Genomic DNA, 24,563 nt, shown 5'->3' with positions numbered 1-24,563 from the left:
TTCCCCTTGGCATCAGATCAGCGGCCCAGCGCATGGCTTGACGCATCGGCATTCGCGACATCCTGTCGACCTTCGCGCGCGGCGATTCTTCTGGCGGTGGCTTCGATGCGCGCCGCCCTGTCGTCCGTGTTCCCGTCCTTCATCGAGGTCTGGGCAGCAGGCTGTGCGGATGTCCGCGTATCGGCCGGCGGCCCCTCGGTGCCCGTCGTGGACGGCTGTGCCGGCGTGCCCGACGTTGCCTGCGTGTCGTGCGGTGGCAGGGCCATCGTGGCAGGTGCCGCGGGCGCCTGAGGCGTGGGAGCGGGCGCCGGAGCAGGACCAGGCATCGGCTGCGTGTCCGGCGGCGTGCCCACGGGCGCCACGGAAGTCCTGCCATGACGGCCTTCCATGTTGCCCGTCGCATAGACGTCGGCGACATTCGGCTGTGAGAAGCTGTCCGTCGGCAGCGGATAGTTCGCCGTCTGCATCGGCTTCACGAGGTGCGGAGTGATGATGAACACGAGTTCCGTCAGGTCCTGCTGGAAGTTTGTGCTCCGAAGCAACGCGCCGAGAACGGGCACTTCGCCGAGTCCGGGAACGGCTTTCAGTGCGCCCGTCACGTTGCTGCTCAACAGGCCGCCGATCGCGAACGACTCGCCATCGTGCATCTGGACAACCGTCGATGCGCGGCGCGTGTTGATGAGCGGCAGGATGGAAATACCCGCCGAGCCGGACGCCGAGACCGTCACACCCGTGGGCGACAGTTCGGACACTTCAGGCGCCACCCTCAGGTTGATCTGGCCGCCCGCCAGCACGGTGGGCGTGAACCTGAGCCCGACACCGAACTCTTCTTCCTGCAGCGTGATGCTCGACACGCCGTTGCCGCTGCTCTGGGGAATGGGAATGAAGATCTTGCCGCCTGAGAGAAACGTCGCTTCCTGGCCGCTGACCGTGACGAGGTTCGGTTCCGCAAGAATCTTGACCAGATTGTCAGTCTTCTGCGCATCGACGGCGAGATTGAACGGACGGTTGTTGGCCTTGCTGACGGCGAGCGCGCTCGTCACGCCGGCCAGCAGGTTGCTCACCAGCGCCCCCGTCCACGAGCCGAAGCCACCCTGGATGTTGATGGCTGAGCCCAACTGGTTGATCAGCGTCTTCGCCACCTCCGCGACCTTGACTTCGAGCATCACCTGCTGCGGCGAATCGACGGACATCATATTGATGACTTCGGTCGCCTTGCTGGTGCTGGAGCTTTGCTGGCCCATGCTCGTCGCCCCGTTGCCGGAATTCGACGACGCGGACTGCTGTTGCTGCGTGGGTTGAGAGTCCGCGAAGGCCTGTGCGATCTTCATCGCCTGCTGCGCCGCGGGCGCACTCGACACGCGGCCAGCCAGCACCAGGTTGCCGGCCGCCGTCGATACGCGGATGCCCCGCTCTTCCGGCATCAGCTGGCCGAGTGCCCGCTGCAGCCCCTCGGCGTCGACATTGACGATCACGTTGATCATCTGGCACGCGCCGCTCTTGCCCTGCACGATCATGTTGGTCGTGCCGACCGTCATCCCGACGACGTAAAGCGTACGAGGCGACACCAGCGCGGCCTGCACGACGACGGGGTTGCCGAGCGTGCGATTGCGCGCAGGCTCGGCAAGCGGGACGAGGACCGATTTGCCGACAGGTACGGTGACGCTGGTTTCGTCACGGATTTCTCCCGTGCAGCTCGGGCCGCGCAACGGAATCGGCCCGTTCATCGCAGCGGCGCCGGCCTGTGCCTGCATCGGCGCCATCGCGACCATCATCGGCGCTGCGCCGCGCGCGGACGGCAGCGGCGGATTCGCACCGCGCTTCGCAAGCGTCGGGTATTCGATCGCTTCCTGCGCCTCACTGGTCTGCGCTGCCACGAGCCCAAAGCAAAGCGCCGCGACGAGCGCCGTGCTGCGCAGTGAGCGGCCGTGCATCTGACAGCCGCCCGAAACCCCCTGTTTCGTCTTCATTTTTCAATGCCCCCGTTACCCGATGTCTTTCGATCGCGACGTGTGGTCCTTGCGGCGCCTGATGTCGGGCGCTCGCTCACGTCCTGTCCAGTTCCGCCTAGAAACACTCGACGCTGCCCAGCACCCCTGACAGAACGCCGACGCAGTCGCGCGGCGCGGCGGCACGCGGCGCATAGTGCGCACGCACGTGGCGCACGGGCGCCGGAGCGGGCGCCGAGGCGGCCACGGGCGCCTGCGTACCGAGCAAGGTGAATTTCGTTGCGCCCGCCGTCGGCAGCGTGACGGTGTCGACCTGGTTGCGCAGCACGAGCGACAGCGTGCCTACGCTGCGCGCCAGATCGAGCTTCTCCGCCTGTTCGGGCGTGACTTCGAGCGTGACGGCATTGACGACCTTCGGCTTGGTCTCGTCGCGCCCGACTTCCTGCGCGACGGCCAGCACCAGGATCTTTTCGAGCACGATCTTGGAGATGCTTTCGTCCTTGTTCGCACCCTTGTCGTTGCCCTTGTCCTGCTGCGTGCTGACGATGATGTCGACGTAGTTGCCGGGCAACGCGAATCCCGCCACGCCGATCACGTCGTTCACCCGCACGGTGATTGCGCGGCGTCCTTCCGCGATAACGGCCGAGAGACCGCCCTGCGTGCCTTCGGGCGAGAGCTTGCCGTCGAGAATCGGCTCGCCGCGCAGCACGCTGTTCTTCATCACGCGTCCGTCGAGCTTCTGCACGTCGTTGAACGCGCCGGGCGGCACGCTGCCCGACGGCCAGTCGATCATCTTGATGAATTCCGGATTGAGCCGCTGTCCGAGATTGATGTCGACGGCCGCGACGGCGACCTTCGTCGTCATGCCCGACGACCTGTCCATCAGCCAGCGCGATGCCATTGCCACGGCGCCGAGTCCGGCCACGGCAGCTATCACCAACATCACTAGGGCGCGTACGTTCTTCATGGTGAACCTCCCTGATTCCTGACCTGTTTCCTGGTTAGGGTTTGCGGCCGTTTAACCGGTCCATTAACCGGCCGCTGATTTTTTTGCGCCCCGCTCCGAGGCGCCCTGCTGTTGCGTCGGCGGCGGGGCGTCGTGCTCGCCGGCGACCGCGAAATAGCTGTTCCAAGCGCGCAGCAGATTCAGCGCATCCGCAACGGGCGGCTGATCCAGATACTTTGCGTTCGCAAGCACGATGCGCAGAAGGTCGCCCGGATAGCAGGCGAGCAACGGCCGGCCCGACGTCATGTGCAGGTGATGGACGAGGTATTCGAAGGCGTCGTCGTCCGATCCCACGCGCAGCTCTTCGCAGCGGCGCTCGTACACGGCCCGGTACTCGGCGACGTCGAGTGCGCCGACGTACAGCTTGCAGCCGAGGCGCCGGAAGAAGGCCTCGTCGCCCAGATCCCCCGGCGCGAAGTTGCTTGAAAATGCCACCCAGACATCGAACGGAAGCGAGAAGCGCAAGCCCGTATGCAAGGTCAGCATGTCGCGGCCGCGGTCGAACGGCACGATCCAGCGATTGAGCAGTTCAGCCGGCTCGACACGCTGACGGCCGAGGTCGTCGACCACGTACAGGCCGCCGTTGGCCTTCACATGCGGCGGCGCCTGGTAGAAGCCGCTTGCTACGTCGTAGCGCAGCTCGAGCATGTCGAGCGTCAGTTCGCCGCCCGACACCACCGTCGGCCGGCGGCAAAGCTGCCAGCGCGCATCGGCGGGCGCGCCTGATGCCGGGTCGTGCGCGGCGCCAGTGACTGGCTCGTGAATCAGCGGGTCGAAAATCTGGATTATTTCGTTCTCGACCGCGATCGCATGGGGCACGGCGACGCGGCCCGGCAATAGCTTGCCCAGTCGTTCGGCTAACGAAGTTTTTCCGCTTCCCGGCGGGCCGAAGAAGATCACCGGCTTGCCGCTGTTGACCGCGCCGCCGATGTCGTCGAGCAATGTCTGCCTGACGACCAGGCCCGCGAAGGCCGCGCGCACCTGATGGCATGTGACGTGCATCCGGCGCACCGATTGCCGTTCCAGAATCGCCTCATACGACGCGAGCGAGACGGGCGCCGGGCCGACGTAACGGCAGCGGCTCATGAACTCGGACGCGCGCTGGCGCCCGCCTTCCGTCAGCTGCATGTCGACGTCGAGGTCGCTTGCGCCACGCCGGACGATTTCGAGAATCCGTTCCCGCACGCCGAACGATACGACGCTGTCGAGTACACTGGCGCCGAGCTTGAGCCGCTGCACGAGCTGCGACAGCGACACCTTGCCCATCACGAATGCAGACTTGGCGATGAGCTCAAGAAGCAGGTTCTGGTCGAGACCCGTCTCGGCGATGGTTCGCGGCGCGCGCGCCAGCAGGCTCGCGTCGGCATGATCCCCGTCGGCGCGTGAGCGGCTTGCATCATGCAGGCGCGTCACGTCGGCCGATACTTGTGGCCCCGTCTGTTTTTCGTCTTTCACGTTGTATCCCCGATAGATCCTGCGCGTTGTGCGAAAGGTCTCTTGCCTGCTTCGTGTCGCCACTCGACGTTGGCTCTTTTCGTAGTGCGAATCTGATGTGCGAAACTTTCTTCGCAAATCTTCTGTTTCGTGCTCGTCAGACGATACTCTGTCCCGCGCGCAGGATCATGATGCTCAACGTCCCGATCGCAATGGCCACGCCATAAGGCAGCGATCCGACGGACGATGCCGCGCCCTTTCCTGCTTCAACATGGCCCTTCGAAAGTACGATCGCGAGCATGTTGGTCCCTGCCGACTTCAACGCACGCTTGAACACGACGACTGCAAGCGCCCAGATGCCACCGATCGTGCAAGTCACCAGCACGATCTCAAACGCCAGTTCCGGCCCGACGAACGCACCGACCATCGCCATCAGCTTCACATCGCCTGCGCCCATGCCGCGCAGCAGATAAAGCGGGAGAAACAGGCATCCGCCCGTCAGTACACCGAGCCCCCAGGACGCGTACCCCTGAGCTGCACCGTGTTGCCACCACTGCGCCGCAAGCGCCAGCGTCAGCCCCGCCAACACCAGCCAGTTGGGAATGCGGCGCGAATGCAGATCCGTACCTGCTGCCGTCGCCAGCAAAACCAGCAGACAGATGCCGATCGGAAATTCGAAAGCGTTCATGGCGTTCCCCCGTTTGTGCTGCTGCAAATTCAGACCGACGCGCGATGCGCCTTTTCGGTTCTGCTTTTCAAGGACTCTCCGTGTGTTCCTCAATTCATTTCGCGTCGTCCATCGCGGAACTGCCCGGCGAAGGCCCGGGAGCTTCGCTCGCGCCGGTTGTCGCTTACCCCCCCGTGCCGGCCGCCACGTCGGATATCTTGTTAGCGATGTACGCGTACATGGTGTTCAAGCTGGTACCGGCCGTGGTCGCGCCACCGATAACCATCACCGAGATCAACGCGGCCAGCAGAGCATATTCGATCGCCGTCACACCATCTTCGTCGCGGGCAAAGGCACGGATGAGGTTGAGAGTTTTTTGCATCTCAAGCTCCCTGGTTTGAAGGTTTGTTTCAGGACTCTTCGTGTTCCTCAACTCACTTCGCGTCGCCTGTCGCGGAGCTGCCCAGCGAAGGACCGGCAGCTCCGCTCACGCCGGTTGTCGCTTAACCCTTGTTCCCGTTTGCGGTGTTCAGCTCGGTACCGATGTAGGTGAAGATCGAGTTCAGACTAGTACCGGCCACCGTGGCGCCACCGATAACCATCACCGCGATCAACGCGGCCAGCAGACCATATTCGATCGCCGTCACACCATCTTCGTCGCGGGCAAAGGCGCGGATGAGGTCGAGAGTTTTTTGCATTTTCAAGCTCCTTGGTTTGAAGGTTTGTACTCAGGTACTCAGGTACTCAAACATGCCCGCTGCGGGACCGAGCATTGGTGAAAAGCTGCAGACTGCACAGCCGGAAGTTGGCCTGGACTACCGGGTCGGTGCCGGAACGCATCGTTGTTCTGCTGCACTCCAGACCCTCCCCCTCCCCAACGCCAGTTGTTCGGGAACTGCATCAACGCTCCAGGTTCGTCGTTGTTGTTCCCTTGACCTCGCCACCGCCCGCTGTGAGGGCCGGCAAGTGCCGAAGCTTTCCGACGCCGCAGAACCGAACCCCCCGTCAGCTGTTCCGTGGCGCCTGAAACCGGGACGCGCTGCAACTGCTGAGACATACGCGTCACCGTCGCGGCACATAGAGCGAGAACGGTGCCATGCATGCCGAAAGGCTTGCCACAATTGGTTCATTTAGCAAAAAGAACGATGTCTTGATGCGTCCGTGACGGCGAATGTTTCACAAGTGAAAATTGGAAGAATCGGGGCGTGCGTAGTTCACGCAGGCACTAATGTGAGGAGGCGAACAGAAAAAGTCAGAGGAAACCATCAGGGAGAATTGCACGTGATGGCTCGCCGCTCCGACAATTCAAGCATTTGCAACGCACGGCCGAACTATTGGTAAGAAGATCGATTGCGACAAAATCCCATTCGCAGAAGATCGTGAGAAGAATGCTCACGTCACAAATTGTTACAGCCGTGAAACGAGAATTTCGCTCTCAGCGGGCGCTCCGGACCGGCATTAGTTCTGATTTTTAGGTAATTGTTGCCAGTAAATCGTCGTGAGATGCTTCTATTCGGTGAGAATATTGGGAATTACACTGATGAATGTGTACTTCTTTGACCGGATCCGCCACGCCGAACGCACCTCGTCACATTTTGTTACATAGCCGATACGCGAGAGGTAATCATTGCTCGTCCGGGTCGAAGCTCACGTCGGAACGCGGCGAGATTACTGGAGCGTTCGTTCAACCGTCCGCCGATTCGCCGGGCGGCATTCGGAAGAGACCGATGGCTCGGACCGATAAAGCGCGAGCGGGTAACGCTGTGCAGGTCCTGGTGCAATTTCGATTGAACGAGTGGAGACTTGCCGAAAATGCTTGATACCGTTGAAGAAGCGCTCGACCACACGGGATGTCGTGGACTCGCCCTTCGGTCACGATCAGTCGCAACGGCCTTCCTTGTGCATCCACCGCCTGATGCAGCTTGCTACTCAGCCCAACTCGCGAACGCCGAGCGCTTGCGGGCCGCTTTTCTAATGCGCCAGCCGAATTCTGGTGTGTACGCACAATGCTCTTTAAGCCATGAACTGTAGGTGGGAAGAAAATGCATGTGCCAGCGGGGGCGGGCCGCCAGCCGCGCCTTGACCTTCGGATGCTTGTGGCTGCTGTATTTGTCGACGATGCAGTGCGCGTCGAGTTCAGCCGGTACGGCCTTGTCGATTTCGCGCATGAACGACATTCAGCGCGGCGAACAACGTAGTGGGGCCATGACGAACGTAGTCGTGCGTGACGCCTTCGACGTAGCCGAAACCCATCGGCAGCATGGGTTGCGTGCGTTCGAGCGCCTGACACTGGTACCAGGGCGTTCTCTGGTGGGCTCAGGTACAGACCAACCACATCGCGCAATTTCTCGATGAGGAATTGATCGGTTGGGCTTGAAACACAAAGTTTACTTCTTTCGGGTGCATGCGATTCGTACGCGCGAGTTAAAACTCACACTGGCAGGGACATCCGTTTTGAGAATGGGAATCCCGGAAGTCGATACCCGCGTTTTGCAATGACCGATGGGCCCGGTCAACAATCGTCGAGCCGCGTTTGCACTTCGTCGCCCGTTTGCCGCGGAAGTTGCCGCAAAGCGTCTCGCTCGTCGAGCTATTGATGGCCAACGAGCGCCTAGACCTGAGCGCGCCGCCACGATGGCTCCACATGCGAACCATCACGCAGAACGTCTCTTCGCATCATCATGCGAAGTCTGTAAATCGGCCGAGCGGCCTGCCGCGGAAGTATGCCCGGCCCGTTGTTCGCTGATAACGCGCGGCATTTCCGTTCTCTTGCAAAGACCTCGGGGTCCCCTGACGATAAAGCCAACATGTGACCATTCCGGGCCAGCAGATGTGCCGAAGAACAGAAACCGAGGGGTTCGTGCATCAATTCGGCGACGCCTGGATAGCAGGCAGTCGCAAGGATGGCACACGTGATATTGGATTTTTCGAAGCGACGCTGCATTTGCGTTTTGATGAAGGCTGCCCATGCTGGACCATCTGCGTCATGGGCACAGCCAGCCTTTCACGCACCGCCCGCGGTCTCATCAACCCGAAACACCGCGACCGCCTCGCGCAACAAAACAGCCTGCGCTTCAAGCGTCTTCGCCTCAGCAGCAGCCTGCTCGACGAGCGCTGCGTTCTGCTGCGTCACTTCGTCGATCTGGCCGATCGCCTTGTTGATCTGCTCGATGCCTTCGCTCTGCTCGTGCGCGGCGCCTTCGATCTCCGTCATGATGCCCGTCACGCGCTCGACGGACGTCATCGCTTCCTGCATCGTCTTCCGGGCATCAGCAACAAGCGACGCGCCCTGCTCGACCTGCGCCGTCGAATCGCCGATCAGATCGCAAATCTCCTTCGCTGCGGCGGCCGAGCGCTGCGCGAGCGCGCGCACTTCCGATGCGACGACGGCAAAGCCGCGCCCCTGCTCGCCCGCTCGTGCCGCCTCGACCGCTGCGTTCAGCGCGAGGATGTTGGTCTGAAACGCGATGCCCTCGATGATGCCGATAATCTCGCCGACCTTGCGCGACGATTCGGTGATGCCGTCCATCGTTTCCGTCACACGCGTGACCACATCGCTGCCGCGCACGACCGTCTGCAACGCGCCTTGCGCGAGACGGTTCGCCAGCTTCGCGTTGTCGGTGTTCTGCTTGACGGTCGCCGACAGCTCTTCCATGCTCGCCGCCGTCTGCTGCAAAGCGGCCGCCTGCTGCTCTGTGCGGCTCGACAGATCGGCGTTGCCGGCGGCGATTTCATTCGCGCCGATCGTGATCGACTGCGTACTGCCGCGCACTTTCGACACGGTTTCGACGAGCCCGTCGCGCATCTGCGCGAGCGCCTGCAGCAACTGGCCCATCTCGTTGCGCGAGCGCACCTTGACCGTCGAGGTCAAATCGCCCTCGGCCATGCTGCGGAAGTGGCGGATCGTCTGGTTCACGGGCTTTACGACGGCGGCGGAAAGACCCGCGCGCGCCAGCGCGCCCACCACGACGGCTGCCACACCGACCGCGAAGAAAACGCCCGTCGAGATCCTGAAGCGCTGGTTCAGCTGGTCGGCCTGATGCTGACGGTTGTCGGCCTGCGCGCGCTTGAGCGCGTCGATCGCCTTCGCGTAGATGCCGTAGTAGTGGTCGCCCGTTTCGCCCTGGATCGTGCGGAACGTATTGAAGTCGTTGTCGACGAGCGCCTTGTGCTCCGGCTCGATCGCCTGGTTGACGAGCGCGGTGCGTGCGTCCGCGACCGTCTGTGCGAGCTTGCGCTCTTCGTCACTGCCGAACGGGCCGGCCATGTAGACCCGGAACTCGTCGTTCGACGCTTCGAGCACCTTGTGCGCGGCCGCGAGCAGCCCATCCGTGTCTTTGCCGACGCTGAAGAGCGTCTCGTAGCTGCCCAGCGACAGACGGACCTGCAACAGCTTCTCCGAGCTCGACGAAAGCGCGTTCATCGCAGCCGAAGTCTGTTGCACGTTCTGCAGACCGTCGTTGCTGAATTTCAGCGCGCCCCAACCGACGCCGATCACCGCCAAAAGAAGCGCTGCAAATACGCAGATGACGAGCGTCAGTCCTTGTCGGATAGTGAGGTTGTTAAGCATGGAGAGTCCGTGACATGCAATGGGCAGCCGGGATGGCGGCCCCATCGATGGCTAACGGCGACGGTTCGCGTGCTCTGGATAGGGAAAATCCATGACGCAGGATTTGGGATGGCGCGCGTGCTCGAGCATGCGTGACGCGCGCGGACTGGCTAGTGCAAAGCGCGAGTCTTTACCCGGACGGACTGCGCGTCAGTCCGATTGATACGCCAAAGGATGGAGAAGCTGGTGCCGCCGATCGTTGGGTAACCATCAGCGTGGCAGTTGTCGGACAATGGATCGCAGGCGATTGTCATTGTCTGCCTGTCGTTGAACTTAATCTTGACGATTGGACTTTCGAGAGCGCCCTTCTGGATCGGTTCAAGTTCATACGAACACGCGATGGATTTTGGAGGGAACCCCGTTCTGTCGCCTTTTATTAGAATCGTTGCGGATTTCGAGGGCGAACTGTCAATGTGAAGCTCAACGGTATCGCCGTTGTCGGCGACGCCCGTCATCGAAAACGGAGCGGTTGATTGGGCTGCGATGGATGATAGCGGCGAGGCGAGCAACGCCGCAGTCAGGCACGCGAGAACTCTGAGTCGCATCTTCGAAGAACGAAATCAGTAGTTGCGGCGCATTATCGTCGAAAACAACGCCACGTACCGGTGCGATGGAACTCACGCGCGGACTCGCGCAAATCCGCGTCATCTGCCCGAGCGCTTTGCCCGCCATATAGTTTCTTCGCACCTGCTCAAGACGGTTATAGACGATCTGCGCCCGGGGCCCCAACCGCATAGCATGGGATCGGCATCACCGCTTAAGGTGATGCGCCGAAGTGCCCGTCAACCCGTCTGGGCGGGCTGCGTTTCATTTGTATAATCCTCCGTTTGCTTTCCGGCCCCCACTTTCATGCTTAGTTTCGCGCTCGGCTTCATCGTTTCACTACTGGTCACGCTCGTGATCGTGCGTTATGCGCATCTGCATGAAACGTTCGCGGACACCGATCTGGGCGGCGTGCAGAAATTCCACGCGCGGCCCGTGCCGCGTATCGGCGGAACGGGGATTCTGGTGGGGCTCGTCGCGTCCGCGATCCAGCTGCATGGCGCGTATCCGGGCGTGTCGGCGGGCATTCTGGGCGTTGTCGCGTGCGGGATGCCGGCGTTCGCTTCCGGCCTGATCGAAGATCTGACGAAGAAGGTCTCGCCGCTCGTGCGCCTGATCTGCACGATGGTCGCGGCGGCGCTTGCGTACTTCGTGCTCGGGATCGCCGTCACACGCATCAGCGTGCCGCCGCTCGATTTTCTGCTGTCGTATGCGGCGATTTCGTGCGCCGTGACCGTGCTGGCCGTTGCCGCGCTGGCGAATGCGATCAATATAATCGATGGCTTCAACGGGCTCGCGTCGATGGTCGCGTTCATGATGTTCGCATCGCTCGCATATGTCGCGTTCCAGGTACATGATCCGATCGTGCTGTCGGCGTCCTTGATCATGATGGGCGCGGTGATGGGCTTCTTCATCTGGAACTTCCCCGCCGGCCTGATCTTTCTCGGCGACGGCGGCGCCTACTTCATCGGCTTCATGCTCGGCGAACTGTCGATCATGCTCGTGATGCGCAACCGCGACGTGTCAGCGTGGTATCCCGTGCTGCTGTTCATGTATCCGATCTTCGAGACCTGCTTTTCGATCTATCGGAAGAAGTTCATTCGCGGGATGTCGCCGGGGATTCCCGATGGCGTACATCTGCACATGCTCGTCTACAAGCGTCTGATGCGCTGGGCCGTTGGCGCGCGCACGGCGCGCGAACTGACACGGCGCAATTCGCTGACGTCGCCTTATCTGTGGCTGCTTTGCCTGATCGCTGTGATTCCCGCGACGCTGTTCTGGCGGCATACGCTGCATCTGTTCTGTTTCGTCATCGTGTTTGCCGCGACATACGTGTGGCTCTACGTGAGCATCGTCCGATTCAGGGCGCCGCGCTGGCTGGTGGTCCGCAAGCACCGGTGAAGCGCTCGCCAGGAGGGACACCAGGGCGCCTGTTCCCATAACAGGAGCCACCATCCGTTATGGTCATGCGACGCAATAGCGGTAGCGGTCGGGCAACAACAATCAAAATCGAGGTTAAGCGCAAGCTTGCATTCAAACGGCGCGCTGGCATGCATGTCCGAAGGCGAGAAGCTCCGACACAGGAATCAGAAAATGAAAAAGGCCGCACCCGAAGCTGCAGCCTTCCTGTGTCTGTCTGCTGTCTGCCCGGCGATAACCCTGCAACGGCGTTATGACATGCGCCGACGAGCGCGGTCCGCCTTGCGGCCGTTACGGTCCATGACCAGACCAAGTACAGACAAGGCCACAGCCACGCCAAGCGCAAAAAAAACTGAAGCCCATGTGATTCTCCGTTTTGTGGAAACCGCAGGCGTTCCAACCGTGGCGACGCCGAAAAACTTGAGACCCGCGTTAGAACAGTCACGACACGCCGAAGATCCGGCGCACGTCGGGTCCGCGGTTCGGTGCGCGTCGTCTTGCCGCCGGACTGCTCGTCGCTGCCTATCGAGGAATGCGCGGACGACGGCGTTGCCGCGTGACCTTGCGTGCGTTGTGATCCATCAGCGAGCCAAGTCCACACATGACAAGTGCGGCGCCGAGTACCAGAAAACTGATATCCATGCGCCCTCTCCTTCGCACGAACACTCCGTGAATGAACGTTAGCACGAAACTCTCGACAAGACCCTGTCTTTATTTCTGACACGGTCCAAGCCCGCGTCAAATGGCGCACATGCGCGGCCCTCAGGTAAAAATACCAGCAGGACGTGTGTGGCAGAAACGGCCCTACCTACTGGCGGCGCTCTTTCCGTCTGGTCGTGCACGGCACTCAACAAAAAAGCGACGCACGACGAACGCGTGCCTCTAGACAGGTAGAAACACGGCAACTTTAGTTCAGTTCATCAATCAGCGCGCGATACGCCGGTGCCGCCGTTGCCGATCGTGCTTGCGACCGCGACTGCTCATGTAAGCACCGTAGCCCAGAATCGGCGCTAAGAGAAACAGGACGAACAAACCGAGATTCATGGTCAATCTCCGTTCATGGAATTCATGCCTTGAAGAAAGGGTACCACAGCGACGAGGACGCCCACGGCCTCGTTCAAGAGCTTGCTCCGTGTCGGGGCGGCCCGTGCCCACCGGGACGACAACGACAATTAGCGGAAGGCAAGGTCTCCTCAGACTGCCCGCCTCCCCCCAAATCTTCCGTCGGCTCTCACCCCAGTCGGCACGGCGCGCCATTGCATCTGGGCGGCGATCGCCGCAGAACAACGTTTTTCGCCAACAACCGACGCATACGCCTTCGGCGCTCGTTTCTGCCAGCGTCGTTGCAGGCCTTTCGCATGTCCCGCCAGTACTCCCGTCAGACCTGGCGCTATCAAAGCAAGTCTGTCGATCAGGGAGCGCGGCAGGTTATGACTTTTTTGTTTTGCTACTTTCGTCGAGCAAGTGGGCGTGGACGCGCTGCGTTTATTGCATCAACCAATCCGTCGTGCGAGATCACCTGATGGCATGAAGAACAATCTCTGAGGAAAGAGGTTCGTTATCCCGATTTACTCCGACACTCCCCAGAGTCAGGGCGAAGACAGGATGTACCCGCCGGTTCGAATGTCCGGTCGTTCAGCTCACATCCGCTAGCATCTTTCGCAGCAGCGCCAGCCGTCGGAGCTGCGGCGGGACCAAATAAAATCTCTGTTCAATCTCTGCAATCCGGCTAAGCCAGTAAGACACGCCGAGACTAAGTTTCGCATCAAGGACGTCCGTATTGCAGAGATGGCGTACTACCGTTTCAAGGTGTTGCAATTCGGCGTCGGCTAGTGCCGCCGGTGATTTGGGCGCTTGGCGTACTGGGATCGCTGATGATCTGCGCTTCATCGCATACCCCATGAACGACCAAGGACGTCCAGCACCAGATTGCAAAAACCCGTTCGTTGTAAAGTACAGACGCACGAAAGCAATGACGCCAGCGCGATGAATGCGATGTCCGGTTTTCTTTTGACCACATGGCGGTGAAGCCGCGTTATGCATTGCATGGCACGTTGAAGTAACTTTCGTTAATTCATCATGCCCACGCCACGCCAAAGTCAAGGGAGCGGCGCCGGGCAGAGCGGCGCATGCATGGCAGGACGTTCGACGCAGTCAGGTGCTCACAGCGGCACGAGCTGTGCCCACGGCACCCGTGAGTCCGCTGTCAGAGCGAACGCTATCTGCAGGTCGGGAGGACAACGAAGAACTGGCTTCCCGTCTGCTGGAGAAAGGGCAGATGGGTGTGCGGGACGAGCGCAGACCGTCTTGCCGGTCGTATTGGCCGGCAACCTGAGAAAGGTTGTAGCGCGTCTGCCGTGATTACGCCGTTCAATAGCAACAGGGCGAACGGGCCGAGCTGGCAAGAAATTTAGCGCCGGATGCAGAGTGATGTCTCATTGAAGTGGACGCCGCTCATGTAGCTTGAGGCGCTCTGCCGGGAGGCAACGCCGCGGCACAACGGCTCGCCCTAGCCGCCGGAGCGAGGACGCTGCGATGGCTCGACCAGCTGAAATAGCGTGGAATGCTTCTCTCTTTCCTGAGCCACGGCGATTTTGCTCACGACCTTGTTAAGCGCGATTTCCATTTCGCGACGATAACGGAGCAGAAAATCCGGATGATCGCACTCGATAATGAGTCGCCCTGCGCCTCTACCCTTTTTGATGCGTAGGCGCGAGAACGGCCCTGGCGGGACGTTCTCGCCATTCAGCTCACGCAGGACTTGCCCGGCCGTATACTTGTCCGCGATGTAGCGGATCTTGTTCGCACGCGCATCTAGCTCCCGGGCGCCCACCCTTCTTTCGACTGCAAGCAGTTTGCGTCCCACCGCGAACGTCAGCTGGCTTTCCCAGAAAAGCGATCTGACGCCAGGCGGTAGCTGTCCGATAGCGACGGCATCGCCTATGTTCCTTCGGGAAATGCGTAGCGCGCGGGAGCAGGCGCTGTAACTCGTCCATTCCCCGTCGACGATTCCACGATGGTATCGATCGAACAGAGCCATGGGTAAGTCCTGTGACCGGGGAATGGGTCTGTCCTGCTCCCTGCCAGCCGACGCTGCCACTTTCCTTGCTTCAGACATCCGGCCTTTTACCAGCGCGAGCACCGCCTTCGCGGGCAACTGGATGCCAACAGTAACATGCTGCCGGATTCGCTCACGTACCGTCTCAAGACCGTCACGCGCCATGACTTCGCGTATGACGCGCACGGTATGACTGCTGATCTCGGTGCGATCCGCAAAGATCGAGAGCAGCTCCTCTGGCAGTGAGCCCATTCGCAGCGCCATCGACAGCTCCGCCTGACTCACGTTGAGCGCGCGCGACGCGCCAGCCTGCGTGGTCCATTCCCCGCTCTCGAGTCCTCGTTGATATAAATAGGTAACCAGGAAGCAACGGCGCAGGGCATTCCCCCGACGCGGTTCACTACGGCTTATGTGTTTTTTCACTTCTCCCCCATTTCGGTCGGCCAGTTCAGCGACGAAGCATTAAAATACGCGAACTGTCTGCAAGATGGCAGCGCTATGAGGTGCAAAAAACAGCGTCTTTCGGCGATACGCTGCTCAGCACCCAGCAAGCCCTCCGCCAGCGCAGCTGAAAAGACAGGATCGGTGAGTTCGTGACATCCGCGCCTGCCCTGCACGCTGCCTCGGGACGGACGCGCGACGTGGCCATATGTTCACATTGCATTGCCCTGCCCGTGACCGCCCGGCGGCACGTCGCGGGCTGCCAAAGCGACGTCGCAACGGCCGTTGATCACGAAGGGCGATCAGTCGTACATGACCTTTGCCGGATCAGGTCTCTGTTTTTTTGGACATATTGCCCCAAGTGCCTGGTTTCACTAAGGAAACGGCCTGATTTGCGAAAAACCATTGGCCGCACAGGCGGCCCGCTTTCGCAAAACTGCGCCGTCAAGGAAGGCCGAGCAGACATCAGAGACCGGAGCCAGATCACGGTGCTGATTTTTTGGGCATATGGCTCCAAGCGCCTGATCTTGCGAAGGAAGCGACTCAATTTGCGAAAAACCACCGACCTCACAGCCGCCCCGTTTTCGCATAACTGCGCCATGAAAACGGCCCGTGAGCATCCAAAGGCATAATGCGGATTTCGGGCATCATTGCGTTCCAACTGCGGGCAGAGCTGCGATTTACTTGCCGCGGACTTGCGAGAACCGCTGCGGATGGCTTAAGAAGCGCCGTTGTGGCACATTGCTTCAGGTCCCGTACGCTCATAACAGTCTGCAAAAAAGTCGTGTATCAATGCGTGAGATTGCCGGGCAAGCGTCGCCGGCGCAAGGGCCCGAAAAGTCACGCCGCGGCCGCCGTGGTCGGCATGATTTCCACCCTTCGGCTCTGCGTCCAGCACTGCCACAAGCGTTGCCTAGAACCAGTCTGGTAGCCCAACGGATGAAACAAGCGGTGATCGCTCCCGTCTTTTCGAAGCTACGAATTGGCCATTCGCCGGTCTTGGACAGAGAAAGCGGCCGGCACCCGTCACGTTTAGAAAGCACTCGCCTTGACCGAACATCCAAGTCACTTGAAGCTAAGATGTTTTTCTACCGCACGAACTGTCGGCAGATAACCACACGCGCTAACAGAACGCCAGCGCCTGCTAAAGACGCACCGCCGTGCGCCGTCGAAGCGGCGCATATTGCGAAGATGCCCACGAATCCGCATCGGCAGCAACTCAGGGGCCTGGTAATTGCATGATCCAAGCTCGAGAACTTCTACCATCTCCCAAGCTGGCTCGAACGCGCGTCACGTCTTCAGTACGCGCATGCATCCGATGAGCAATCGCTCCTGCATTACCTCGATATCGACGAAACGGGCTTCACTGCGACGATAGTGTTCCCGCTTCACTCGAAAGAAATAATGCAAGTCGCTTAACTTGATAAATGAGGTTGATATGCCCAGTCCAAACTCGCATGTTTCATTGTCGGACACTGCGATGCTCTCTATTGGGCAGTCAACGTCATCAAGGATAGCTCCTAGATAGTGAACGACCGGCGCGGTGTATCGAAGCGGGCACGGATGTACTTCGGTCATCGCTCCAGCGGTACTGACCTGCAGCTTATCCTTATCAATGCTCCTATCCACCTTTCCTGCCCAGTCGATCTGACTGATCACGAATACTCCGATGTCGGTAATGGCTAAACAGTCGACGTGGACAGCAGGGCCGGCCAGACCGACCGACGTCAACACCGTCAGGCCCTCAAGCAAGCGGTATTTCGACCCAAGCGTGGGACCCAGGACCGCATGCAGCTTCTGCGAAAAATCGATATATCTCAGGCGACGCTCCGCAGCTGTGGGATCATTTACTATTCCATCTGCATATCCGAGGATTGCGTGGGCGGGCATGAAAAAGTTTGTGCGGATTCGCCCGCATTCCGGGTAATGTTTAGTCATCTTGAGCCTTCCTGTCGTCCCATTGTCATCTGGTTTGACACACTGATGTCCGGTCGCGCCAGCAATGATGATCGTAGCGCTGCCTAAGGACTAGCGGCATCCGGAATGGTGACGCTTTTGGTAGATCTTTTAACCTGAGCTGTGCTGGCGACAGTGTGCCCCGCCTCCTGTCCCGTATATTTCGATAGGTGGCTCAACGCTGGCTTCCCGTCGCGCTCTGTCTTCCAGTCGCCCGTTTCCGCTGAGGCTTGCATACAGCGCGTGGCCCATGCCTGGAACACGGACGGGCAGGCAGTACTCGGGACTGTCGCGGCCTGGACTGGTAAGCCATTCCTATCGAGGAGAGGCCATGAAGAGGCCAAGCATTCCACCAGTCCTTACACGGGTTTTTACGAAAAAGAACCCGTTCGCCGCTCGTCGGCGAGCAAGAGCGACGTGCAGCCCCGTGGACATCGCTCAATGAACCCTGCTGCAAGGACAAACGGCGACTTTCCGACTATCAGAAAGAGCACAGTGTCTCCTGACACCCGACGTTTGGACGAGCCGGCTCACGCTCTTAACCCGAAAAGCTCCGCAATATCGCATAGCTTTTCCTCCAGCTCTGCGCTAAATCTGACGCTGGTTTCAACCTCCGGGCTTTTCGGTCGGGGCTCGAGCCGTCCTGTGTCGCCGAAGCTTCCAGTAGAGCGCTACTCGGACCTCCAGGGAAAATTCATCGGATGCGGCAAGCACGGGCGGTCCGTAAATTTCTGGAAGGGAATGGTTCTGGCCATGGATGCGGTGGGGTGGATGCGGAATCGCGCAGCAGATGTCTGCACGATCGTCGCGGCGGCGCTTGCGTACTTCGTGCTTGAGATCGCCGTCACGCGCATCAGCGTGCCGCCGCTCGATTTTCTGCTGTCGTATGCGGCGATTTCGTGTGCCGTTGACCGTGCTGGCCGTTGCCGCGCTGGCGAATGCGATCAATATCATCGACGGCTTCAACGGGCTCGCGTCGATGGTTGCATTCATGATATTCGCATCGCTCGCGTATGTCGTCGCGTTTCAGGTGCATGACCCGATCGTGCTGTCGGCGTCGCTCATCATGATGGGCGCCGTCATGGGCTTTTTTATCTGGAACTTCCTTGCCGGACGGATCTTTCTCGGAGACGGCGGCTCCTATTTCATCGGCTTCATGCTCGACGAACTATCGATCATGTAGTCATGCGCAATCGCGATGTGTCGCCGTGGTACCCGGTGTTGCTGTTCACGTATCCAATCTTCGAGACCTGCTTCTCGATCTACCGCAAGAAGTTCATCCGCGGGATGTCGCCGGGCATCCCCGATGGCGCGCATCTGCATATGTTCGTTTATAAGCGCTTGGTGCGGTGGGCCGTGGGCGCGCGGACTGCGCGGGGGTTGACGCGGCGGAATTCGCTGACCTCGCCTTACCTGTGGTTGCTCTGTCTCATTGCAGTCATCCCTGCGACGCTATTCCGGCGCCATACGCTGCGCCTGTTCTGCTTTGTCGTGGTCTTCGCGCTGACCTACGTGTGGCTCGAGCATCGTCCGGTTCAAATCGCCGAAATGGCTGGTGATGATATCTGAGGCACCTCTTTCGCAGGAACCCGGCGGCGCGATCCAATCTCGGAGAAGCGGATATGCGTATGCAGGAACATCGTTGCACTTCGCGCGCTCGCTGCCGTTCAACACGCTATCCCCAGTATATCGGCGGACAATGTCACCTGGAGCGTGACGCATGTCGCCACCCAACCCGCGGCTGAGTGCACAGCCTAGACGGAACGGCGAATCGCGCATACCACGCGTCCATCGATCCCGTCGCGACCGGCTGAAGGTGTTGGGTACCGTCGCCGCAGAGGCGGCGCTTTCGACGGTCGGGCATAGCAACGGAAGTGTGCCCAACCCATGCAAGCCAGGCTTCTGAAAACGCAACAGCTTGCAGCCGATCAGCGCTCGCGCGCAGTCCAACGTTGATCGATCCGCCATCCGATAAGAGCCAGCATCAGATACCAGCATGCCACCATCGCCCATTGCGCTACGACGGGCAGTTTCAATGCGAGCAGCGCAATGGCGGACCCGACGAGCATTAACCAGTAGTAAATCAGCGCAACACGAACATGCGTCGCCCCCATCTGCACCAGCCGCTGATAGTAGTGCTGACGATGCGCTTCCCAGACCTTCTCTCCGCGGGACAGGCGACGCAGCAGCGTAGTCGTTGAATCTGCAATGAACGGAGCGAAAGCGAGTGCGGGAAACCAGAGCGGCCACGCGCCGTGTTGCCAACCCCAGTAGCCCAGCGCACCGGCCAGAAAGCCCAGTGGAATCGAGCCCACATCACCGAGAAAAATGCGCGCAGGCTCGAAGTTCAACAGCAGAAAACCGATCGCCGCGCCGGCGATCGCCATCGCGCAGACGGCAAGCCCCGGCTGCGCTCCCGCCGCCGCGAGCGCGTAAGTCCCGAATCCGAACACGGCCATGCCGCCGGCCAAACCGTTGGAGCCATCCATGAAGTTGTAGAGGTTCACCAGCCACACAATCGCAATGCAAGCCAGCACACCCAGCCACCAGGGGAGATCAACGGCCGTCCCGATGACCACGGCGGCCGTGACCACGGTATGCGCGAGAAAACGCACGCGCGCCGGCAAGCCGCGCCGGTCGTCAATCTGCGAAACGACGGCGAGTATGGCCGCTCCCAGCAGCACGACGCGAAGCGACGGCGCCGCCAATGCGCCGATGATGAGCGCGCTCGGCAAGATACCCCATCCGCCGACGCGCGGCACAGGTCGGTGATGGAGCGAACGTTGGTTGGGGATGTCTACCGCGATGTCCCATGCCCAGCCCGTTTTAAGCAGCGTCACAAGAATCGCAAAAGAGATGACGGCCGCGATCAGCAGAACTGCTGCGAGCGGTGCATTGGAAAATGGCGTCATTGCATCTGGCTCGCATTGAAATCACGCGCCGTTTCTGCGAGCCCTTGCGCGACGGTCCACGGCGGCGTCCAGTCCAGTTCGGCGCGCATGCGAACGCCGCTAACGCGCAACGGGCTCGTGAGACGATCGACTTGCGCCACCTTGCCCGTCACGCGCCCCACGCCGCGCAACAGGCCGACGGGCACAGGGAGCAGTCTGGCCGGTCGGTCAAGCGCGACGCCGATCGCGCGAGCCATGCCGGCAACCGTCAGGTCGTCGTCATCGGTGACGTGGTAAACGCCGTGAACGGGACGCGACGACGTCGCAAGCGCTCGCAGCGCATCGGCGAGATTGTCGACATACACCATGCTGCGACGCGCCTCGACGCTGCCTATCGGCAGAGGGATACCACGCGCGATCGCGCGCATCAGACCCAGGAAATTCGCACGCACGCCGGGGCCGTAGACAAGTGGTGGCCGCACGATGGCCACTTCCAGCCCGCGTGCCTGCCCGAACGCCAGCAGCGCCTGCTCGGCTTCGAACTTCGAAATGCCATAGGGGTCCGTCGGCGCCGGCTTGTCGTCTTCGCGCCAGGGGCGTCCCGGCTCTCCCTCGCCTAGCGCCTTGACGCTGCTGACGAACACGAAGCGTCGCGCGCCTGCCTGAAGGGCCGCCGATGCGGCATCCAGCGTTCCCTTAACATTGACAGCGCGATATTCGGCAAGCGGATCAGTCGCAGCGTCCTGCATTACATGCACGCGCGCCGCGAGATGCACGAACGCATCGATGGGGCCGATCGCAGGGTTTCCGCGCGCAACGCTTGCGAAATGGTCATCGGGGATCACGCGTTCGAGCACGCCTTCTTCCATGCACGACGGGCGGCGCACGAGCGCGGTCACGCCATGCCCGGCATTCTTCAAGATCCGGCATAACGCGCGCCCAACGAAACCATTTGCGCCGCTAACAGCGATCTGCATGACTCTGTTCCTCTCTGGCCAACCTGCCGATCTTGTACAGATCTGCGTCAAATTGCATGCGCCGACGGAATTCGCCTATGCGGCAATCGATCGATACACGTCATACGTTCGGCGTACCGTCGTGTCCCACGTGAGCTGAGACGCGCGCGCCAATCCCTTCGCGATCAAAGTAGCGCGCAGCGCTTCATTGTTCAGCAGACGTTCGAGTCCCGCTTCGATGTCGTCAATTGAGTGCGGGTCGACTTCGAGCGCGGCACCCGCGGCGACTTCCGGCAACGAAGTCGTATTGGAAGTCAGCACGGCAACGCCGCTCGCCATCGCCTCGGCAACGGGCAAGCCAAAACCTTCGAACAGCGATGGATAGGCGAACACTGCAGCCGACGCGTACAGCTTCAGCAGCGTTTCCCGCGGCACGTACCCCGGCAAGATGGCCTGCTTCGCCTGCGCCAGCCGCTCGATATCGCGCAGCAGCGCGGTATTCATCCAGCCGTCGGCGCCGATCAGCACAAGCGGAAAGGCGTCCCGCATATCGGCGGGCAACTTCGAAAACGCGCTCACGAGTCGCGGCAGATTCTTGCGCGGCTGCAGCGTGCACACCGACAGGATGAATCCCCGATACCGCAGCCCCAAGTCGGCCAGCACCGACTCGCACTCCTCTTCGCGATGCGGCTGGAAACAGGGCTCGACGCCGAGAGGAATTGCCACGACCTTGTCTTCAGGCAGACCATACACCTCGATCGTGTCACGTCGCGTGTATTCGCTGACCGCAATGACCTTGCACACCTGCTTCAGCGTGTCGGGCAGGTTCCTGTCCAGATAGTCAACGGCGGCTTGCGGATGAAATTTGGGAAAATGATGATGGGAGAGGTCGTGGATCGTCACGACGCTTGGGCCCGCATACGGTGACGCGACGAAGTTCGTCTCGTGATAGATGAAGCCGCGGCGTGCGTACTCGGCGCGCAAGCTCGCCGACTTGATCCGCCGCCACACTGTGCGGCCGTGATAGACGCCCGGCAAGCTGCGGGCTGCACGCAGCAGGCTCGCCTTCAATCCCTCGCTGAATTGCGCGCCTGCTTCCAGCGCGTCATGCCCGGAAATCAGGTCCGTCACACCGCTGCGGTCGTAGTAGTTGGAGCCTATCCATCCGCCCAGTTCTTCGACATCGTCCCGATCGAAGAGCCCCTCAAGAAGATGCTGTGTGTAATAGCCGACGCCGCTTCGCGGAGGTCGCAGGGAATTCAGGTCGTAAAGCAGTTTCATTCGAATTGGTAGAGGGCCAGTGAACGCGAACCCGTCGCGCATAACGCGACGCTGCTCACCAGACGAAATTTCGGGAAAAACCAAACGACCATCGGCGGTACTTCAACTGCCCGCCACACGTGCCTCGTTGATCGACGTGACACTCTGCAGCACAGGCGCGGTCGTCGGCTGATATTCCGCCACCCAGCGGCGCAAGTCGCGCCTGACTTCATCGTCGCCAGGGACACGATGCTGCATGAGCCATGGCAACAACTCGTCCACCAGGCTATCTGGGACTTCCCTTGCCTTCGCGATCCGCAGTTTCGGGTGCGGTGTACGCGTGGTGGTCTCGTCATCGGCCAGAAGCTCTTCGTAGAGTTTCTCGCCAGGCCGCAGTCCAGTGAACACGATCCGGATCTGTTCTTCGGTAAAACCGTAGATGCGGATCAGATCGCGCGCCAGATCGACGATGCGCACAGGCTGGCCCATATCCAGAATAAAGATCTCGCCGCCCTGGCCCATGCTGGATGCCTGCAACACGAGTTGCGAAGCTTCAGGAATCGTCATGAAAAAGCGCGTGATCTCGGGATGGGTGACGGTTACGGGTCCACCCTTCGCGATTTGCTGCTGAAACTTGGGTATGACGCTGCCTGCACTACCCAGCACATTACCGAAGCGGACCGTTTCAAACTGGGTGCGTTGCGTGGTTTGCTGCAGCGCTTGGCACGTCATTTCCGCGAGTCGCTTGCTCGCACCCATGACGTTGGTCGGGTTCACAGCCTTGTCGGTCGAGATCAGCACGAAATGACGTATATCGTGACGAATGGCGGCGCGTGCAACGCGATAGGTGCCCAGCACGTTGTTGCGCACGGCCTGCCATGAATTCAGTTCCTCCATCAGCGGAACGTGCTTGTAGGCGGCCGCGTGAAAGAGAATGTGCGGGGTATAGCGGGACAGCACCTGATCGAGCAGCAACGAGTCTTTGGCATCGCCGACGATGGGAACGACCGAGACGCCCGGAAAACGGTCACGCAGTTCCTCCGTCAAACGGTACATGGCGAACTCGGAGATATCGAACGCGACGAGTTGTGCGGGTTCGAACCGCAGGATTTGCCGACAAAGCTCCGAACCGATGGACCCGCCCGCTCCCGTCACCATGACAGTCCGCGCGCGCAGCAGCGCTTCCACATGTGGCGTGTCGATCCGCACAGGCTCGCGTCCAAGCAGATCTTCGAGATTGATCTGGCGCACGCGCGACATGAACGCCTGGCCTTCAGAGACCGTCGTCAGTGCCGGCAGTACCATTGCGCGTACGCCGGCGCGCACGCAGAGCGTGGCTACACGACGCTGCGCATCGACCGTGGCAGACGGCATGGCGATAATGACGTGTTCAGCGCGCAGCTCGGTCGCCCAATGTTCCAGGTCCGACGTCGCGCCAAGCACCTTGTAGCCGTAGATTTCGCGGCCCTGCTTCGAGCGATCGTCGTCCAGAAGTCCCACCAGCCGCCATTCGCCTGACCTGGACAACTCCCGGGCAATGCTCGCCCCAGCCGTCCCGGCACCAAGCACGATGACCGGTTTGCCTTGTCCGACAAGGCCGCCGTATCGGTAAAACTCCTTGGTCGCACGATAAAGCGCGCGCGAGCCGCCCATCGCCAGAAACAGCAGCAGCGGCGAAACCACGAGCACCGAACGCGGAATGATGGGCACTGGCTGGAACATCACGGCGCACGTCATGACGAGCAACGCGCCGGAAGCGACTGCCTTCGAAATCCGCATCAGGTCGGGCAGACTTGCGAAGACCCACATGCCGCGGTAAAGGCCGAATACGCGAAACATCGCCGCGTACACGACGACAACCCACAAAAGTGCATGCAGGCCGCCATGCAGAAAATCATGCGGCACGCTGCCATTGAAGCGAATCGCGTAAGCCACGAGCCATGCGACTGTCACGGCGCAGATATCGAATCCGAACGCACAAAACGACAGCCACTTGGACTTGAATCGAAGCATTCCCGTTAAATCCCAGGTTGTTCAGAACGGTTGGATGAGATGAGGTCGCCCGTGCCGCTTCGTATGGAACACCTGCGAGTTCATCTTCTACCAGCTTCTCTCCGGGCCCAATCTCTTTTTATCAATAGATACCGTACGCCGATCAAGGACGACGTTATATCTAAGGACGCCATTATGCCGCACCGCCACAAGCAATTACCATGCATGCCAGCACGAATGCGTACCATTACACCGTCCGGCAAAGGCAGAGACGAGGCCAGACACCGCCTCACGCGCACTGCGCAAGGCCGCGGCAGAGCAATTTAACAGGAGTCTGGGCGTTACCGTTGCAACTTTACAACGATATCGCATTCGACGCCGG

The 24,563-nt window shown here is 60.6% G+C and carries 14 protein-coding genes and 3 pseudogenes; 2 read left to right on the top strand and 15 right to left on the bottom strand.

Annotation, left to right across the window (positions count from 1 at the left end):
* Nucleotides 1-17: 17 nt before the first annotated feature.
* The 9 genes and pseudogenes from BN2476_RS35720 to BN2476_RS35685 all read right to left on the bottom strand — a co-directional run bounded on the left by BN2476_RS35720 (nucleotide 18) and on the right by BN2476_RS35685 (nucleotide 9,626).
* Nucleotides 18-1,970: a type II and III secretion system protein family protein gene (locus BN2476_RS35720; protein ID WP_087738902.1), complete on the bottom strand. Its 1,953-nt coding sequence runs from the start codon at nucleotides 1,968-1,970 to the stop codon at nucleotides 18-20.
* Between the two features lie 97 nt (nucleotides 1,971-2,067).
* Nucleotides 2,068-2,916, bottom strand: a complete 849-nt coding sequence (gene cpaB / locus BN2476_RS35715) for a Flp pilus assembly protein CpaB (protein WP_087738901.1) — start codon at nucleotides 2,914-2,916, stop codon at nucleotides 2,068-2,070.
* Between the two features lie 63 nt (nucleotides 2,917-2,979).
* Nucleotides 2,980-4,410 carry a DUF8689 domain-containing protein gene (locus BN2476_RS35710; protein WP_087738900.1) on the bottom strand — a complete coding sequence of 477 codons (1,431 nt, stop codon included), beginning with the start codon at nucleotides 4,408-4,410 and terminating at the stop codon, nucleotides 2,980-2,982.
* Between the two features lie 136 nt (nucleotides 4,411-4,546).
* Nucleotides 4,547-5,077 carry an A24 family peptidase gene (locus BN2476_RS35705; RefSeq protein ID WP_087738899.1) on the bottom strand — a complete coding sequence of 177 codons (531 nt, stop codon included), beginning with the start codon at nucleotides 5,075-5,077 and terminating at the stop codon, nucleotides 4,547-4,549.
* A gap of 163 nt (nucleotides 5,078-5,240) precedes the next feature.
* On the bottom strand, nucleotides 5,241-5,438 hold the full coding sequence (locus BN2476_RS35700; protein WP_087738898.1) for a Flp family type IVb pilin: 198 nt from the start codon (nucleotides 5,436-5,438) through the stop codon (nucleotides 5,241-5,243).
* A 121-nt stretch (nucleotides 5,439-5,559) separates the two neighbouring features.
* Nucleotides 5,560-5,754, bottom strand: coding sequence for a Flp family type IVb pilin (locus BN2476_RS35695; RefSeq protein WP_087738897.1), 195 nt, complete (start codon nucleotides 5,752-5,754; stop codon nucleotides 5,560-5,562).
* A gap of 1,127 nt (nucleotides 5,755-6,881) precedes the next feature.
* A pseudogene (locus BN2476_RS48750) lies at nucleotides 6,882-7,067 on the bottom strand (IS5/IS1182 family transposase); the annotation flags it as partial.
* Nucleotides 6,985-7,457: pseudogene (locus BN2476_RS35690) on the bottom strand (transposase); the annotation flags it as partial. The pseudogenes BN2476_RS35690 and BN2476_RS48750, both read right to left, overlap by 83 nt.
* Nucleotides 7,458-8,060: 603 nt before the next feature.
* Nucleotides 8,061-9,626 carry a methyl-accepting chemotaxis protein gene (locus BN2476_RS35685; RefSeq protein ID WP_087738896.1) on the bottom strand — a complete coding sequence of 522 codons (1,566 nt, stop codon included), beginning with the start codon at nucleotides 9,624-9,626 and terminating at the stop codon, nucleotides 8,061-8,063.
* A gap of 888 nt (nucleotides 9,627-10,514) precedes the next feature.
* Between BN2476_RS35685 and BN2476_RS35675 the strand changes: the two genes are divergently transcribed.
* Nucleotides 10,515-11,609, top strand: a complete 1,095-nt coding sequence (locus BN2476_RS35675) for an MraY family glycosyltransferase (protein WP_087738895.1) — start codon at nucleotides 10,515-10,517, stop codon at nucleotides 11,607-11,609.
* A 2,527-nt stretch (nucleotides 11,610-14,136) separates the two neighbouring features.
* Here the strand turns inward: BN2476_RS35675 and BN2476_RS35670 are convergent.
* Both BN2476_RS35670 and BN2476_RS35665 read right to left on the bottom strand, forming a co-directional pair.
* Complete coding sequence (locus tag BN2476_RS35670) at nucleotides 14,137-15,108, bottom strand: hypothetical protein (RefSeq protein ID WP_087738894.1); 972 nt, start codon at nucleotides 15,106-15,108, stop codon at nucleotides 14,137-14,139.
* 1,308 nt (nucleotides 15,109-16,416) lie between these two features.
* Nucleotides 16,417-17,064, bottom strand: a complete 648-nt coding sequence (locus BN2476_RS35665; RefSeq protein ID WP_143811117.1) for a hypothetical protein — start codon at nucleotides 17,062-17,064, stop codon at nucleotides 16,417-16,419.
* Between the two features lie 813 nt (nucleotides 17,065-17,877).
* Between BN2476_RS35665 and BN2476_RS35660 the strand changes: the two are divergent.
* Nucleotides 17,878-18,643: pseudogene (locus tag BN2476_RS35660) on the top strand (MraY family glycosyltransferase); the annotation flags it as partial.
* A 367-nt stretch (nucleotides 18,644-19,010) separates the two neighbouring features.
* Here the strand turns inward: BN2476_RS35660 and BN2476_RS35655 are convergent.
* From BN2476_RS35655 to BN2476_RS35640, 4 genes are all read right to left on the bottom strand, one after another.
* A complete protein-coding gene (locus BN2476_RS35655; RefSeq protein ID WP_087738892.1) occupies nucleotides 19,011-19,994 on the bottom strand; it encodes an MraY family glycosyltransferase in 984 nt (327 codons plus the stop codon).
* The gene (locus BN2476_RS35650; protein ID WP_087738891.1) at nucleotides 19,991-20,950 is read right to left on the bottom strand and encodes an NAD-dependent epimerase/dehydratase family protein; all 960 of its coding nucleotides are present in this window, start codon (nucleotides 20,948-20,950) and stop codon (nucleotides 19,991-19,993) included. The genes BN2476_RS35655 and BN2476_RS35650 overlap by 4 nt, the downstream gene beginning before the upstream one ends.
* A gap of 75 nt (nucleotides 20,951-21,025) precedes the next feature.
* The gene (locus tag BN2476_RS35645; protein ID WP_160111818.1) at nucleotides 21,026-22,210 is read right to left on the bottom strand and encodes a glycosyltransferase family 4 protein; all 1,185 of its coding nucleotides are present in this window, start codon (nucleotides 22,208-22,210) and stop codon (nucleotides 21,026-21,028) included.
* Between the two features lie 102 nt (nucleotides 22,211-22,312).
* Nucleotides 22,313-24,202, bottom strand: a complete 1,890-nt coding sequence (locus BN2476_RS35640) for a polysaccharide biosynthesis protein (RefSeq protein ID WP_087738889.1) — start codon at nucleotides 24,200-24,202, stop codon at nucleotides 22,313-22,315.
* Between the last annotated feature and the right edge of the window lie 361 nt (nucleotides 24,203-24,563).

The sequence above is a fragment of the Paraburkholderia piptadeniae genome (assembly GCF_900007165.1).
GTDB lineage: Bacteria > Pseudomonadota > Gammaproteobacteria > Burkholderiales > Burkholderiaceae > Paraburkholderia > Paraburkholderia piptadeniae.
This window is presented reverse-complemented; position numbering and strand designations above follow the sequence as displayed.

Excerpts from the sequence above, each read along its gene's own strand:
- BN2476_RS35720 (WP_087738902.1), bottom strand. The coding sequence starts at position 1,970 with ATGAAGACGAAACAGGGGGTTTCGGGCGGCTGTCAGATGCACGGCCGC.
- BN2476_RS35645 (WP_160111818.1), bottom strand. The coding sequence starts at position 22,210 with ATGAAACTGCTTTACGACCTGAATTCCCTGCGACCTCCGCGAAGCGGC.
- BN2476_RS35700 (WP_087738898.1), bottom strand. The coding sequence starts at position 5,438 with ATGCAAAAAACTCTCAACCTCATCCGTGCCTTTGCCCGCGACGAAGAT.
- BN2476_RS35665 (WP_143811117.1), bottom strand. The coding sequence starts at position 17,064 with ATGACTAAACATTACCCGGAATGCGGGCGAATCCGCACAAACTTTTTC.
- BN2476_RS35640 (WP_087738889.1), bottom strand. The coding sequence starts at position 24,202 with ATGCTTCGATTCAAGTCCAAGTGGCTGTCGTTTTGTGCGTTCGGATTC.
- BN2476_RS35650 (WP_087738891.1), bottom strand. The coding sequence starts at position 20,950 with ATGCAGATCGCTGTTAGCGGCGCAAATGGTTTCGTTGGGCGCGCGTTA.
- BN2476_RS35655 (WP_087738892.1), bottom strand. The coding sequence starts at position 19,994 with ATGACGCCATTTTCCAATGCACCGCTCGCAGCAGTTCTGCTGATCGCG.
- BN2476_RS35705 (WP_087738899.1), bottom strand. The coding sequence starts at position 5,077 with ATGAACGCTTTCGAATTTCCGATCGGCATCTGTCTGCTGGTTTTGCTG.
- BN2476_RS35695 (WP_087738897.1), bottom strand. The coding sequence starts at position 5,754 with ATGCAAAAAACTCTCGACCTCATCCGCGCCTTTGCCCGCGACGAAGAT.
- cpaB (WP_087738901.1), bottom strand. The coding sequence starts at position 2,916 with ATGAAGAACGTACGCGCCCTAGTGATGTTGGTGATAGCTGCCGTGGCC.
- BN2476_RS35685 (WP_087738896.1), bottom strand. The coding sequence starts at position 9,626 with ATGCTTAACAACCTCACTATCCGACAAGGACTGACGCTCGTCATCTGC.
- BN2476_RS35675 (WP_087738895.1), top strand. The coding sequence starts at position 10,515 with ATGCTTAGTTTCGCGCTCGGCTTCATCGTTTCACTACTGGTCACGCTC.